Below are 14,874 nucleotides of genomic sequence, written 5' to 3' on the forward strand. Positions count from 1 at the left end.
GGGTGGCAAGATGATTGGCAAATTAAAGGGCACCCTTGAACATATCTTTGATGATCATATCCTTCTTGATGTGCACGGTGTGGGGTATGTTGTTTTTGTGTCAAATCGGCTGCGTCCTTCTTTACCCTCTGTTGGAGAGGCGTTAAGCCTCTTTATTGAAACGCATGTTCGTGAAGAAGCAATCCGCCTTTTTGGTTTTGCTACAAGAGCTGAACAGGAGTGGTTTTGTCTTCTACAAAATGTTCCTGGAGTAGGGGCAAAGGTTGCTTTGGCAATCTTGGGGACTTTATCGCCAGATGAACTTGCACAGGCTATTGCTTTAAATGATGTTGCGATGATTAGTCGAGCGCCGGGCGTTGGTAAAAAAGTCAGTGAAAGAATTGTGGGTGAACTGAAAAGTAAAACACTTCCCTTTGAACAAGCTGTCAAAACTATTTCGGTTCCTCAGCGTGAGATGATCAATCAACCTGCGCATGATGCGCTTTCTGCGTTGATGAAGCTAGGGTTTGAACGGGAGCAAGCATCTCGTGCTCTTGCTCTTGCAATGAACGCTCTTGAGGGGGAAACTGTTTCTTCTGCCCTGCTGATTCGCCATAGTCTCAAATTGCTTTCTTCTCCTACTTAAAATCAAGGTAACAATGCATAAAGATGAAGATCAACGCCTTCTGGGTAGCACCTCCCTTCCTAATGATCCAGATCGTTCCTTGAGGCCACAAGTTCTCGATGATTTTATTGGTCAAGAAGCGGCACGGGCTAATTTAAAAATATTTATTGAAGCAGCAAAAACACGGCAAGAAGCGCTGGATCACGTTTTGTTTGTAGGACCACCGGGATTGGGAAAAACAACGCTTTCACAGATTATGGCAAAAGAATTAGGTGTTAATTTTCGTTCTACTTCAGGGCCAGTCATTGCTAAAGCAGGAGATTTAGCAGCTCTTTTGACCAATCTCGAAGAACGTGATGTCCTTTTTATTGATGAAATTCATCGCTTAAATCCAGCAATTGAAGAAATTCTGTACCCAGCAATGGAAGATTATCAACTTGATCTTATCATTGGTGAGGGGCCTGCTGCCCGCTCGGTTAAAATTGATCTGGCTAAATTTACTTTGGTGGCGGCTACCACACGTTTGGGGCTTTTAACCACACCTCTACGAGACCGTTTTGGTATCCCAATTCGTCTCAATTTTTATACGATAGAAGAATTGGAATATATTGTGCAGCGTAATGCACGACTTTTTGCCGTTAAGATCAGTGATGATGGTGCTCATGAAATTGCACGCCGAGCACGCGGGACGCCTCGTATTGCCGGACGGCTTTTACGGCGCGTTTGTGATTTTGCTCTGGTTAAACAGGCAAAACAAATTGACCGAAAAATCGCCGATGAAGCCCTTTCGCGCCTTGAAGTGGATCATCTTGGGCTTGACCCGCTTGACCGTCGCTATTTGCTCCTGATTGCGGAAACTTTTTTAGGGGGACCGGTGGGAATTGAAACGATTGCTGCTGCTTTATCAGAACCACGCGATGCTATTGAAGATATTGTTGAACCGTATCTGCTCCAACAAGGTTTTATTCAAAGAACCGCTCGTGGACGCATTCTGAGTGAAAAGGCTTGGAGCCATTTAGGACTTTCTGCGCCTGCTTCTACAACGTCTATACAAAGGCGTGCTCAACTTTCTGATGCTCAAGACAATTCATCACTTCAGACCTCTTTATGGGATGGGGAAGATGACTAAGACATTCTCTTTATTAAAAGAAACTATGTGAATATTTTATAGTAAGGTCATAAAATACAAGAGACGTGCTTCTTTTAGCATATTCTGACCAAAAAGGTCTTGCACGATTAAGGGGATTTTTACTTTTCACAACTTCAACACAAAAATGTGTTCAAGCTTTTGATTGATAAACAATTTGCTATATTAAATGATTTTATGGGACATGAAGTCAATGACAGAAATAACTCCTTTTAAGAGCAATCATACAAATGCTTTTCATAATTTTCAGGTCCGCGTTTATGTTGCGGATACAGATTTTTCCGGTGTGGTTTATCATGCGCGTTATCTTGAGTTTTTTGAACGAGGGCGGTCAGAGTTTTTACGCGATACCGGTTTTAATAATAAAATGTTAGCAGCAGGGGGTGAGGGGGAAAAACTGTTTTTTGTTGTTCGTCATATGGAAATTAATTTTTCAAGACCAGCTAAAATTGATCATCTTTTAGTCGTTAAAACACGTGTTAATCATATCCAAGGGGCACGCTTTTTTATGGAGCAATCTATTTTGCATGAGGCGACTACGTTGGTAACAGCAAAGGTTGAAATTGCTCTGATTAATGAGGAGGCAAAACCGCGACGTTTACCCAAAGAACTTTTTGCAAAAATGCTTGGTTAAAAGTGTTCTTTATGGAACAGAGGCTTCATAGCCTTTTCATGAAACATAAATTAATCTATAATCTAAGATTATACATCGACCATAGTTTACTTAAATGTTTTCCCTTGATCATCAATAAGGTCACACGATACATCAGAAAAAAGCATCTCTGCTCCAATCAATTAAAGATAATATCCTCATTAATTACGCCTCATCCATGTTGTGGTGCAAACATGTTGTGGTGCAAAATCAACGTCTCACCATCCATTTTTTGCTATGAACTCAAAATGTTTTGCTTCCTCTTGGAAGAGAGTTCGTTTGCATCAGAAAACAGCAGAAAAGTGCAAAATATAAAAAAGAAAAAAAATGGATGAAGTTCATTTTTGTGATAAAAAATGTACATACTCAGCAAAATAGTGTAATCAAAGTGATCATAAGCAGCAAGATTGAAAATCTGCTTAAAATATTGAGAGGCAAGTAATTTGTTTTGTTGCGCGATGGTCCTTTGATTTTACTAGAGAGAGCTTTCCATCTATAGTGCATGATTTTCATGTGCATTTTTCAACGCAATAAATAAGCGAGAGATCAATACATATAAGGTAGAAATGCATTCTTGATTTAAAGTTTCAAGAGCATAGTATTCTCTAGAATAAAGTGATTGGGAACGGTCATTTATTTTTTCTCACGGCGATAAAGCCCAAGAGAGTAAAACGCTTTCATTTCAAACCTGTTCATGTTGCACCATGTAAAACCATTTGCTTAAACATTATAAGAGCACAATATATTCCATTGAAAAAAGATGTAAAAATGTTTTTTATATACGATCCTCAATGCAATAACGAACCAATATTGCAAGGGTGCAAAGAAAATGAAGGGGCGGTTTGTTGCTTCATAAAGTAAAGATGGTGACGTGGCTTTTTTCACTTCCCAGAAGTTTTTACGGTATACCATGATGCCATCATCAGAGGGATGATAAGCATTGAAAGGTGTTTTCTAACGATAAAGCCATTGAGCCCCCCATCTTTACGCTTATGGAGAAGTAAGCCGGCACCATCACACATTGTGCCAACTCGTGGGGGGCGACAGCCCTTGGCACTTGAAAAGGTTTATTAGAGGCACTCCTTTCTTATACAATTTTTACCCACACACCAGCTTCGCTTTTGACGTGCACGCAAGTGATTTTGATTACTTCAACATGGAACAAGTTTAAAATGAAAGAATCTTACGACATTCAAGGTTTTAATTCAATATGAGTAATGCTAAATTATATTTATAAATCAACATATTATCGTATACATAAATTCACAGAACAATAAAATTTTATGGGATTACATGAGACTTACATAGGAGCATTATGTGGAGAACGTCGGGCGAGGTATGGTGGTTTATTTTTTATGCCCCAAGGGTGTAATCCCATTAAAAATGAGAGAAAGAAAAGCTTTAAGGCAATGCGGTATCTTATCATGATGTTAACATATTTATTTATAATGATAATTTATTGCATTGCAATTTGAAATGAAAATCCTGAGACGTGTCAGATTTTTTCTTTTCAAGCTCTATTGCCGCGAATTAATCAAAAACATTTTCTTACATGTTACAAGCGGAGTTGGTGAGTGGATACAAAAACACTTAAGAAAGGAATAAAATACCTCTTACAAATCTTTTCAAGTGCTAAGACTTATCGCTGTATTTTAAGCTGGAAACGCTTATGATGATTTAGCGTTCTTTTCATAAGCGTAAAGATGGTGGTGCATAATAGATTTAATATCATGCATTTTTATATCTTTTATTTTTATAGCATTTATGGGGAAGTCCTTATCGTTATATTTTTCATAAATGCTGTTGTGAAATGAGGGGGGGCGTGCATTGAGGGATGTCTCTCGTTATCACTTTTTAAGGAAATTTAAGAAACAAGTCTTGTTTTAGCGCATGGATTTATGTGAGACTAGAGTCTTTACTTAAATTTAGAAAATATAAAATAATCTGTTTTATAAAATTTTTAAAAATGCATCTTTCATTTAGAGGGACAAAAATTATGCCGCATGGTGAACTAACGAATCCAGAAACAATTGGAATGTTGCATTTGTTTATGCAAGCGAGTTGGATCGTGAAAGGTGTTATGATCGGGTTGCTGCTCGCTTCTATCTGGAGTTGGGCAATTATTTTTGATAAAATTTTTACGTATCGGAGAATACGGCGTGAAATAAAGCAGTTTGAACGCACATTTTGGTCTGGCAAAGCGCTAGAGGATCTTTATGCATCATGCAAAAGTCAACGTACCAATAGTATATCCGCAGTTTTTATGGCGGCAATGGTTGAATGGAAAAAATCTCTTGAAAAAGGGACCCATACATCGAAAAGTTTGCAGAGCAGAATTGATAAGGCTATGGATTTGACGCTGGGGCGTGAAAGTGAAAAAATAGAATCAAAATTAAGTTTTCTTGCGACACTGGGGTCTGCGGGACCTTTTATCGGACTTTTTGGAACAGTTATTGGTATTATGGAGTCTTTTCTTTCTATTTCAGCTTCTCAAAATACGTCACTTGCCATTGTCGCGCCAGGGATTGCAGAAGCGCTTTTGGCAACCGCGATTGGTTTGTTTGCAGCAATTCCAGCTGTTATTGCTTATAACAAGTTGACCCATGAAAGTGCGCGCATCATTGCACAAATAGAAAATTTTGCCGATGAATTTTCAACAATTGTATCGCGACGTATTGATGAAACACGCACAGCACCTTCCCCTTTATAAAAAGGAGCTTATCCCATGGGAATTTCTGTTGCTTCTTCTTCTCGCAAAAATACACGTGGGCGGCGTCATTCACGAAGCCAACTGATGAGTGAAATCAATATCACACCTTTTGTGGATGTCATGCTGGTCTTGCTCATTATTTTTATGGTTTCTGCACCTCTTTTGGTGAATGGGGTTCCTTTGGATTTGCCTCGTAGTCAAGCGGGGCCCGTACACGCGCAAAAAACGCCCCTTACGGTTTCACTTGATGCGCAAGGGCGCTTGGCCATTAATCAAGATTATTATGAAACGTCACAAGCGCTGATTGCACACCTAAAAACGCTTCTGGAAGCAGATGCTGCCCAAAAAGATCAACGGATTTTTGTGCGGGTTGCTAAAACTGTTGAATATCAACAAGTATTAAAACTGTTGGCCGATATTCAAAAGGCAGGTTTTTCTCAAGTTGCATTAGCAAGTCTAGCGCAATAAATGATAAATTGCGCATAAATGGTTGTTTTTAAAAAGAGCACAGAGTGATTAAAAATGAAAAAATGTAAGGCGTAAATAAGGCATAAAGAATGAACAAAGACTCCTATCATAGCATGAAACGAGGCTTGGCTTTATCCCTTGTGGTCCATGTCATTTTTCTTGGTTGGGGAGCCGTTCAGTTTGCAAGCTTTGTCTCTTTACCACAACAATTGGAAGCAATTCCTATCACTCTGGCTCCTTTGATGGAAGAGCTTTCCTCTCAACAAGGAGCTGTGAAGGCTCCTATCCGTGCGATTCCTGCCATTAAACCAACCATGCAACCACAAGAAAAAGAGGATGCACGCCATATTGGGGAGGGACAAATAGATCGTCTTGCGCCTTTTAAACCAAAAGAAAAGTTGCTCCCCGTTGAAACAACACCGCCGCTAACAAGCGAAAGTACGTCGGAAACATCCACATCCGAACTTACACAACCAGAATTATTAGAAGCAAAAACAGAGGATGCACCCAAAGTTGCACCTGAGACGCCTTTAGAGGTACCACCGGAGGATGCGCCCAAGGTGGCACCTGAGATGCCTTTAGAGGCACCGGAGGATGCGCCAAAGCTTGCGCCTGAGATGCCTTTAGAGGCACCGGAAAATGTGCCAAAGGTTGTGCCTGAGATGCCTTTGGAGGTACCGGAGGATGCGTCAAAGCTTGCGCCTGAGATGCCTTTGAAAGTACCGGAAGATGCGCCAAAGCTTGCGCCTGAGATGCCTTTGAAAGTACCGGAAGATGTGCCAAAGGTTGTGCCTGAGATGCCTTTGAAAGTACCGGAAGATGTGCCAAAGGTTGTGCCTGAGATGCCTTTGGAGGTACCAGAGGATGCGCCAAAGCTTGCACCTGAGATGCCTTTGAAAGTACCGGAAGATGCGCCAAAGGTTGCGCCTGAGGTGCATTTGAAAGTATCGGAGGATGCACCCGAGACTGCGCTTAAGCCTTTGCACAAAAATGAAGAGATGGTATCGCCAAAAGAATTGACTCCAACGGTACAAAAAGTACCGGCAGAGCAGGTGGTTCATCAAGTGCCCAAAATTGTGCTTCCAGAAAAAATTCTTCTTCCACAGTTGAAACCAAAATTTGACGAAGAATCTACAATGAAAAATAAAGCGGCATTGAATCAAAATACGCCAAAGCTTAGCAAGAAACACCAAGAGAAACAGACCATTGAAGATATTCTGGCCATGGAGGAAAATAATTTGCTCAATCGTGCGCGGTCACAAGGAGGAGGAGCAAAACGTTCTCATACACCAGAAGCTTTGGGTGCAAGAAAAAATATTAATGATACCACAAAAATGGCACAAACATTGGTCAATATTGTTGGGGGGTGTATTCAACAGAAGCTTAAACTTGTAGCGCTTGGTGGCGATTTAAAAAACCGTCCGGTTGTGCGGTTGCGATTTTATTTGGACCGTGAAGGAATGGTTGTGGGTGATCCTATCATTGATCCTGTAAGCGGTCTTGAGAGTCAACAAGCTATTATGATAAGGCGGGTATATGCGGCTGTTTTTTCATGCCAACCTTATGCAGATCTCCCACGTGATCAATATGGCCTGTGGGGGCAAGGTTTTGACTTTAATGTTGATCCCCTCCAAGAAATAAGATGATAAAAAAATCGCTTAACGAAAGGACGCATTCCATGATGACTATAACGAGATATAAAGTTTTTGCTTGGTTTATTGTCGCTTGTGGGTTGTGGCTTTCAAATATTTCATTGGTTTATGCGCAATTGAAAGGGACGATTTCAAGCGCTGATTTTAATCCCATTCCCATTGCAATTACAGACTTTATTTCCAATGATTCGATTGGATCTAAAATAACGGCTGTGGTGACAGCCGATCTTGAACGGTCGGGGCTTTTTTTACCGCTTGATAAAGCAAATTTTGTTGAAAACATTTCTAATCCTAATAAACAACCGCATTTTGCTTATTGGCAGAAAATAAAAGCGCAAGGTTTGGTGACGGGGCAAGTCATGAGAGAAATCGATGGACGATTGAGAGTTGATTTTCGTTTATGGGATGTTTTTGGAGAGCGACAACTGAAAGGACGGCGTTTTTATACCGCGACAGAACGTTGGCGGCGTGTGGCCCATATAATTGCAGATGAGATCTATAGTGAGATGACAGGAGAAAGTGGTTATTTTGATACAAGAATTGTTTTTATCGATGAAACAGGACCTCAAAATGCACGCATTAAACGCTTAGCCATGATGGATCAAGATGGAGCAAATTTGATTTATATGTCCGATGGAAGTGAATTGGTGCTTACACCACGGTTTTCACCAAAAAGACAAGAAATGACCTATATGGCTTATGAAGATCATCAAGTGCCTCATGTTTATCTCCAACAAATTGAAATGGGACAAAGAGAGTTAATCGGAACTTTTAATAATATGACAATTGCTCCGCGTTTTTCTTCTGATGGACAAAAAGTCATCATGAGTTTATTGCAAAATGATGGGAGCGCAAATCTTTACACCATGGATTTACGGACCCGTACGATGACGCGGCTTACAACAACTTCCGCTATTGATACGTCTGCTTCTTATTCACCAGATGGTAAACAAATCGTCTTTTCTTCAGATCGTAGCGGAAAGCCGCAAATCTATAAAATGAATGCGGATGGAAGTGATATTCAGCGTATTTCTTCAAACGAGGGGAGTTATTCTACACCTATTTGGTCTCCACGGGGTGACTATATTGCCTTTACAAAACAATTAGACGGACAATTTTCTATCGGTGTTATGCGCCCAGATGGACAAGGAGAACGAATTTTAACCACTGGTTTTCACAATGAAGGACCAACTTGGGCGCCAAATGGTCGTGTGCTGATGTTCTTTCGCAAAAATCCGGGTATGGGACCAAAAATTTATACCATTGACATTACAGGACGCAATGAACGTCAACTCCCCACACCCAATGATGCTTCTGATCCAGCATGGTCGCCATTGCTTACTATACAATAAAACAAAGTGCTTAAAAACAGAACATAGAGGGAATATAGTCTATACAATTTCAAGTTTACACAATCTCAATTGTCTTTAATTATTTAAAGAAGGAATTGATTATAGTGGGCATGGGGAGTTATGTATATTTCACCTATCATCTACGGTTATTTGTAAATAGTGGAGTTTCCTTGGGGGAAATGCTTTAAAAAAACAATGCTTTTAAAAGTATAACCGAAAGTTTTGAGGTCTTTAGATTTCAACTTTTTATGCAAAGTATTGCTATATATTTTTTTTGATTTTCTCTCCGATTTAGTTTGTGAAGAATCCGGATTCTTGTCGAGGATGTTTTCTCTGCTGGCTCTTCATGCGTTTTCTGTAACTAAAGGAAGCTTTAAGAATATTGGTCAGGCCTTTAAAAAAATATTTAATGTGTCAATGAATTCTAGATGCTTAATAAAATAGAGTAAGCCGGCACCATCATATGTTTAGCGTCCAATGTTGCAACAGCCCTTTTCCCTTGAAATGGTTCATAAGAAGCTTTTTTATTCTTTTGAAGTGTTTTACGCTACACGGCTCTCCCCGCTTATGACGTGTAAGAGATATGATTTTGATTGATCAAAAGAGAATAGATTTGAAATAAGGAAATTTTACGATATTTACGGTTCTTATTCAAGGTGCATAATGCTAAATTATCATTATAAATAAATATGTTAATAACCTTATGCTACCATGCCGTAGATGACGGTGTTTTACTCCATAAAAGAATAATTCATTGTTTTGCATCATAATAGCTCTCAAGATTATAAGATTTTTTCTTTTCAAATTATTCTGTTACAGGTCACAAGCGACATTGATGGAAACATTGATACCAGCGTTGATGTATGAATAAAGTTCTTTCAAAAGGGAGCTAAAATATTTTTCATGAATCATTTCAAGGGCTGAGAGTTAGCAACATTAGAAGCTAGAAAAGAGCATAATGATGCCGGCTTATCGCTTTACGAAGTAAAGATGGTAGAGAGTCTTTTATACCCTACGGGGGAATTTACGTTATACTATGGCTGTTTTCATGAGATGAAAGGGATGCGCTTACAGGTCACGAGCGACATTGATGGAAACATTGATACCAGCGTTGATGTATGAATAAAGTTCTTTCAAAAGGGAGCTAAAATATTTTTCATGAATCATTTCAAGGGCTGAGAGTTAGCAACATTAGAAGCTAGAAAAGAGCATAATGATGCCGGCTTATCGCTTTACGAAGTAAAGATGGTAGAGAGGCTTTCATACCCTACGGGGAACTTACGTTATACTATGGCTGCTTTCATGAAATGAAAGGCATGCGCATTGAGAGATTTTTCTTTAACAAAAATATGAACCAGAGCATGAATTCGCAATACAATAATATTACGTAGGGAGATTGCGTGGAGGCCATTGGAGGATATTGCCCGTGGCATTTTATCGTGTCGTGTTTTGGGTTTTTTGTTGTGTAAGGGGCTTCTTTTCATTAACGAACAAGGGAAATAAAAGTGTGAGGCAAATGTGAAATCTCCATTCTTTAAAAGATATTGCTTTGGATACTTTTAAAAAGCTGTAAAGTTAAAAAGCCGTAAACTCGTATGAAAGGTGGTGATATGGGCATTGGTTTTTATACGGTTTTATTGTTTTGTCCAAATAAGATTGTTTTTTCGTTTCGAACATACCTGATCCTGTTGACCTCTTCTGGTTTATACAATACATTGATTTATAATGATAATTTAGCATTATGCACCTTGAATAAGAACCGTGAATATCGTAAATTTTTCTTATTTCAAATTTATTCTCTTTTGAATCAATCAAAATCATATCTCTTACACGTCATAAGCGGGATAAAACTGTACAAGAAAGAACTAAAAATGGCTCTTATGAACCGTCTTAAGTGCTCAGGGCTGTCGCAACACCCACGAGCTGGCAAAATATATAACGATGGTTCCGGCTTGCTTCTCCACAAACTTAAAGATGCAGGTGTTCAGTGACTTTATCGTTATATCATTCACGGGCGCTGCCGTGAAATGGGCTTGGGAGCGTTCAGACATGTCTCTTTAATAAAAGTTTATAACAGTCTCCAAAGTACTCAATCCTTTTACTCTTTATCTCAAGTATATTGTAGTTTTCGGTTTGAATATTGAGGGATAGGTAACAGAAAAAGAACAGATTTTATAAGATCAATGACGCTATTTTTAGGAAGCATACAATGCCATAAATTAATGCTATAAAGTCAAAAATTTATCCGCAATAGATTAGAGAGATATACCGGTTTTTTATAAAATACTTTGCCAAACAGCCCGCTCTGGCTTTATAATTACTTATTCTGTTATATCATAATAATATATTGATTTGTAATGATAGTGTAGCATTTTTCAACTTTAATAAGAGCCCTGAATATCGTAAGATTTTCCCATTTCAAATCTGTTTTTATGGCGAATTACTCAAAATCCATGTTTCTTGTACGTCATAAGCGGGGAGAGCCGTGTGGAGAAAAACACTTCAAAGGAGTAAAAATGCCTCTTAAACTGTCTCAGAGGCTAAGACTTATCAGCAACATTAGGTGTTGGCAAAGTGTATGATGGGGGCGGTTTGTTCCTTCATAAACGAGAAACACTGTCTTTGAGGTGTGGTGATATAAGATATGTAAATCTCCTTGATATATTTTCAGTGTGTTTTTTAGGAGGGGTGAATATTTAGAGGCCGGCTTGTTTGACAGGACTTAAGGTACAAACGAATCTCATGCGTGATGCGTAAAGTGATTCGTCATAGGAATACGTCAAGAAAATTAAAACTGTTTACAGATCGGATCGGGGTGAAATCTTCATCACTTGAGGGCGAGGAGGAAAAGATAATCTTAAAGAATAACAAGATCAAATAGAAAGGGGATTTATGGATAATTCTTGGGGTATGTAATACAAGGTGATGCTATAGAGTTTTGTATGCTTTTATTATCAGAAGTGTTTGAGCGTTCAAGGGTGCATGCTTTTTTGCAATGCTTTCTTTTTTCTGCGATTGATCGCGGTTTTATTACTACAAAGCTTGGATTTATAATAATTTATTGTTTTGTATATTGAATGAGAGTCTCGACTATCCTAGGATTCTTTCATTCCAAACCTATTTCATATTGAATCAACCAAAACCATTTGTGTGCACGTTACAAACGGGGAGAGCCGTGTGGAGTGAAACTGTATAAGATAAGGAATAAAAAATGGTTCTTATGAATCGCCTCAAGTGCCAAGGGCTGTCGCACAACCTCTATGAGTTGGTAAAGTGTGTGATGATGCCCTGGGCTTTGCACCAATGGTTGACCCCGCTATCGACGCGGGGCTTTTATATCTGCGGATAAAGAAGAAGGATGACAGATACTTTTGCGTCTCTCATAGATGAAGAGAGTGCCTATGCGCATGATGGGAATTATACAGATAGTTTTGCCAAAATCTCATCGCTGACATCAAAATTGGCATAAACATTTTGCACATCATCATCTTCTTCTAATGTTGAAATCAGTCGTAAAACAGATAAAGCTTTTTCTTCATCTACTGGTGCAAGGGTGGTGGCTTTCCAAATTGTTTTAATCGATTCTGCTTCACCAAGTTTTGCCTCAAGTGTTTTTGAAACTTCACCAATATCTTCAAATGCGCAGGTAATATGATGTCCGGTTTCTTCTGATTGTACATCTTCGGCCCCAGCTTCAATTGCTGCATCCATGATGTTATCTGCTGTTCCTGCTTCTGGCTTGTAAATTATTTCACCAATTCGATTAAACATGAAGCTTACAGAACCTGTTTCTCCTAAGGCTCCTCCTGATTTGGTGAAGGCTGCTCGCACGTTTGAAGCGGTGCGGTTGCGGTTATCGGTTAAGGCTTCAACAATGACCGCAACACCTCCTGGTCCATAGCCTTCATAGCGCACTTCATCATAATTTTCGACATCGGTGCCTGAAGCTTTTTTAATCGCGCGTTCAATATTATCTTTCGGCATCGACTGTGCTTTGGCATTTTGGATAGCAAGTCTTAAACGTGGATTCATGGCTGGATCAGGAGCACCTTGTTTTGCTGCTACAGTAATTTCGCGTGCAAGCTTAGAAAATATTTTCGAGCGCATTGCATCTTGACGCCCTTTGCGGTGCATAATATTTTTAAATTGTGAATGGCCTGCCATAGTTTTCTTTCCTGTTTGAGGGCTTTCTTTCCAGTTGGATACTCTTTAGAATTTCAAGACGATAAAACGTGCATCCCACCAGAGTAAATGTGCCACAACGTGAGGTGAAATAATCGAATAAAGCCTTTATAAAAAAATTCATCTTAAAGGTAAAGATACCTTGTTGAGGATCATTACAAGAGAGCTCTCTTGTCGTTGAGCAAAAATCACGCTATAACAGAAAGCAGTTTCATGGCAAAATGGTTTATTCCATGCCACGCTTTGTTTTAAGAGTGGGTGGGGGAAACCTGATATGTAATTATGTAATAAAGTTTCAGTGCTCTTAAGTGGGCGGGTAACCTAGGCGCAGAAGAGGATTTATAAAAATGGCAACGCAACTTTTGATGCCCAAAGCAACAGCTGTTTGGTTGGTTGATAATACAGCTCTTTCTTTTGATCAGATTGCAGAATTTTGTAAATTGCATGTCTTGGAAGTAAAAGCTATTGCCGATGGTGAGGCGGCTTATGGTATTAAAGGTTTAGACCCAATTAGTTCTGGGCAATTGACACGCAGTGAAATTGCACGGGTGGAAGCAGATCAAAACGCACGCTTGAAAATTTCTCAATCTAGGGTGCATATTCCTGAAAAAAAACGTAAAGGAGCGCGCTATATCCCTCTTTCTCGACGTCAAGATCGTCCCAATGGTATTCTATGGTTGGTCACGAACCATCCCGAGTTGAAGGATGCACAAATTGCACGGTTGATTGGAACAACAAAAGCAACGATTGAACAAATCCGCCTTAGAACCCACTGGAATAGCGCTAATTTGGTCCCTCTTGATCCTGTAGGACTTGGTTTGTGTTCGCAAATCGATTTAGATTTTGAACTCCAACGTGCGGCAAAAAATCGCCCTGTTGCTGCGGAAGAAGATAGGTCATTGCTTCCCGCATCTGTGACGGAAAACGCTGCTCTAGAAGACAATGAGCGTGAAGAAAATCTACACAAGACTTTTGATGCCGATAAGGTTTTTGCAAAGTTGAACGCGTTGCAAAAAAATCGTCAAGACCAAGATGATGCATAAACAGCATGATGTATAAGTACAACGTTTTTTAGGGAAATGTTAGATGAAGTTAATGGAGAGAGTGAAGAAAAATCGGCAGAGATTCAAAAATGGTGACAAAGGACAAAAAAATTTCGTCTTCATTAGGAATTAACAGTTATTTTTAAAAATATTCTAAGAATTTGCCCTTTTTACGAAACTCAAGGAGAAATAGGCTATGTGCTCTACCCAAAATACTCTCTTTCATTCTTTAGCGGTTATCTTTTTTTTATCATTGTGCTTGGGTGGGTGTGACAAAAAAAATATCGGTGCACTTAACGGTATGAATGGCGCTTATATGAATGATGCTGGTTTGAATCAGGCGCCATCAGGTTCAGGACAAGAATTTACAGTTAGTGTGGGTGATCGTGTATTTTTTAGTCTCGATTCTTCTTCACTTGATGCTGATGCTGAACGTATTTTAACGCGCCAAGCAGAATGGTTGCTTCATTATCCTTATTATTCTATTATGATTGAAGGTCATGCTGATGAGAGGGGAACACGTGAATATAACTTGGCACTTGGACAACGCCGTGCTGTTGCTGTGCGGAACTATTTGGTGTCTCTAGGTGTGTCTGCGCAACGAATTCAAACAATTTCTTACGGGAAAGAAAGACCTGTAGCGGTATGTGATGATATTTCCTGTTGGAATCAAAATCGACGTGCTGTTACAACGTTGAGTAACGCGAGTAGTCATTAAAAAAGTTATTTGTTTCAATTATTCAATGAGCTCTTAAGGGGAGAAAAGAATGTATCGTAAAATCAATTGGAAAGCACTCTTTTATATGGCGGTTTTCATAGTTTTTTCAGCGCCATTTGCTCAAAGTGCGGCGCGAAAGGCTTCTGAATATCCTGCACATGATACGGATAAAGTTGATACCGCCGATAAAGCCGCTTCTGATGCGGTAAAGAAAGCTACGGATGCTGCTGATAAAGCTTCTGATGTGATGGAAAACATACCTGATGCTGCGGGTAAAGGCGCATCTGACGCGGTAAAGAAAGCTACGGATGCTGCTGATAAAGCTTCTGATGTGATGGAAAACGCC

11 protein-coding genes and 2 pseudogenes are annotated in these 14,874 nt (G+C 39.5%); 11 read left to right on the forward strand and 2 right to left on the reverse strand.

Annotated elements, in window-relative coordinates; genetic code table 11:
* The first annotated feature begins 10 nt into the window (after positions 1-10).
* The 3 genes from ruvA (at position 11) to ybgC (ending at position 2,385) form a co-directional block, all read left to right on the forward strand.
* The gene (gene ruvA, locus ACFINC_RS01755; protein ID WP_375615827.1) at positions 11-625 is read left to right on the forward strand and encodes a Holliday junction branch migration protein RuvA; all 615 of its coding nucleotides are present in this window, start codon (positions 11-13) and stop codon (positions 623-625) included.
* A 13-nt stretch (positions 626-638) separates the two neighbouring features.
* Complete coding sequence (gene ruvB, locus ACFINC_RS01760; RefSeq protein WP_375615828.1) at positions 639-1,733, forward strand: Holliday junction branch migration DNA helicase RuvB; 1,095 nt, start codon at positions 639-641, stop codon at positions 1,731-1,733.
* 211 nt (positions 1,734-1,944) lie between these two features.
* Positions 1,945-2,385 (forward strand): tol-pal system-associated acyl-CoA thioesterase, encoded by a 441-nt coding sequence (gene ybgC, locus ACFINC_RS01765; protein WP_375615829.1) that lies wholly within the window; start codon positions 1,945-1,947, stop codon positions 2,383-2,385.
* Positions 2,386-3,284: 899 nt separating this feature from the next.
* On the opposite strand, the gene ACFINC_RS01770 is transcribed toward ybgC, so the two are convergent.
* Positions 3,285-3,425 carry a hypothetical protein gene (locus ACFINC_RS01770; RefSeq protein WP_375615830.1) on the reverse strand — a complete coding sequence of 47 codons (141 nt, stop codon included), beginning with the start codon at positions 3,423-3,425 and terminating at the stop codon, positions 3,285-3,287.
* Positions 3,426-4,399: 974 nt separating this feature from the next.
* Here ACFINC_RS01770 and tolQ point away from each other — a divergent pair.
* From tolQ to ACFINC_RS01795, 5 genes and pseudogenes are all read left to right on the forward strand, one after another.
* Positions 4,400-5,113 (forward strand): protein TolQ, encoded by a 714-nt coding sequence (gene tolQ / locus ACFINC_RS01775; RefSeq protein ID WP_375615831.1) that lies wholly within the window; start codon positions 4,400-4,402, stop codon positions 5,111-5,113.
* Between the two features lie 15 nt (positions 5,114-5,128).
* Positions 5,129-5,581: a protein TolR gene (tolR, locus tag ACFINC_RS01780; RefSeq protein WP_375608433.1), complete on the forward strand. Its 453-nt coding sequence runs from the start codon at positions 5,129-5,131 to the stop codon at positions 5,579-5,581.
* Positions 5,582-5,670: 89 nt separating this feature from the next.
* On the forward strand, positions 5,671-7,227 hold the full coding sequence (locus tag ACFINC_RS01785; RefSeq protein ID WP_375615832.1) for a cell envelope biogenesis protein TolA: 1,557 nt from the start codon (positions 5,671-5,673) through the stop codon (positions 7,225-7,227).
* A 32-nt stretch (positions 7,228-7,259) separates the two neighbouring features.
* A complete protein-coding gene (gene tolB, locus ACFINC_RS01790; protein ID WP_375615833.1) occupies positions 7,260-8,585 on the forward strand; it encodes a Tol-Pal system beta propeller repeat protein TolB in 1,326 nt (441 codons plus the stop codon).
* A 1,871-nt stretch (positions 8,586-10,456) separates the two neighbouring features.
* Positions 10,457-10,651, forward strand: a pseudogene (locus ACFINC_RS01795) (DUF4102 domain-containing protein); the annotation flags it as partial.
* Between the two features lie 1,351 nt (positions 10,652-12,002).
* Here the strand turns inward: ACFINC_RS01795 and ACFINC_RS01800 are convergent.
* The gene (locus ACFINC_RS01800; RefSeq protein ID WP_375615834.1) at positions 12,003-12,749 is read right to left on the reverse strand and encodes a YebC/PmpR family DNA-binding transcriptional regulator; all 747 of its coding nucleotides are present in this window, start codon (positions 12,747-12,749) and stop codon (positions 12,003-12,005) included.
* Positions 12,750-13,114: 365 nt separating this feature from the next.
* On the opposite strand from ACFINC_RS01800, the gene ACFINC_RS01805 reads away from it, so the two are divergent.
* The 3 genes and pseudogenes from ACFINC_RS01805 to ACFINC_RS01815 all read left to right on the forward strand — a co-directional run.
* On the forward strand, positions 13,115-13,810 hold the full coding sequence (locus ACFINC_RS01805; RefSeq protein ID WP_375615835.1) for a DUF1013 domain-containing protein: 696 nt from the start codon (positions 13,115-13,117) through the stop codon (positions 13,808-13,810).
* A gap of 196 nt (positions 13,811-14,006) precedes the next feature.
* Entirely contained in the window at positions 14,007-14,528 is a 522-nt protein-coding gene (pal, locus tag ACFINC_RS01810; RefSeq protein ID WP_375615836.1) for a peptidoglycan-associated lipoprotein Pal, read from the forward strand.
* A 49-nt stretch (positions 14,529-14,577) separates the two neighbouring features.
* Positions 14,578-14,874: pseudogene (locus ACFINC_RS01815) on the forward strand (tol-pal system protein); the annotation flags it as partial.

Origin of the sequence: Bartonella sp. AP58NXGY, assembly GCF_042195785.1 — a bacterium.
Lineage (GTDB): Bacteria > Pseudomonadota > Alphaproteobacteria > Rhizobiales > Rhizobiaceae > Bartonella.

Bases quoted from the DNA above. Each gene is read 5' to 3' on its own strand.
- tolR (WP_375608433.1), top strand. From the start codon at position 5,129: ATGGGAATTTCTGTTGCTTCTTCTTCTCGCAAAAATACACGTGGGCGG.
- ACFINC_RS01805 (WP_375615835.1), top strand. From the start codon at position 13,115: ATGGCAACGCAACTTTTGATGCCCAAAGCAACAGCTGTTTGGTTGGTT.
- tolB (WP_375615833.1), top strand. From the start codon at position 7,260: ATGATGACTATAACGAGATATAAAGTTTTTGCTTGGTTTATTGTCGCT.
- ybgC (WP_375615829.1), top strand. From the start codon at position 1,945: ATGACAGAAATAACTCCTTTTAAGAGCAATCATACAAATGCTTTTCAT.
- ACFINC_RS01800 (WP_375615834.1), bottom strand. From the start codon at position 12,749: ATGGCAGGCCATTCACAATTTAAAAATATTATGCACCGCAAAGGGCGT.
- ACFINC_RS01785 (WP_375615832.1), top strand. From the start codon at position 5,671: ATGAACAAAGACTCCTATCATAGCATGAAACGAGGCTTGGCTTTATCC.
- pal (WP_375615836.1), top strand. From the start codon at position 14,007: ATGTGCTCTACCCAAAATACTCTCTTTCATTCTTTAGCGGTTATCTTT.
- ruvA (WP_375615827.1), top strand. From the start codon at position 11: ATGATTGGCAAATTAAAGGGCACCCTTGAACATATCTTTGATGATCAT.
- tolQ (WP_375615831.1), top strand. From the start codon at position 4,400: ATGCCGCATGGTGAACTAACGAATCCAGAAACAATTGGAATGTTGCAT.
- ruvB (WP_375615828.1), top strand. From the start codon at position 639: ATGCATAAAGATGAAGATCAACGCCTTCTGGGTAGCACCTCCCTTCCT.
- ACFINC_RS01770 (WP_375615830.1), bottom strand. From the start codon at position 3,425: ATGTGTGATGGTGCCGGCTTACTTCTCCATAAGCGTAAAGATGGGGGG.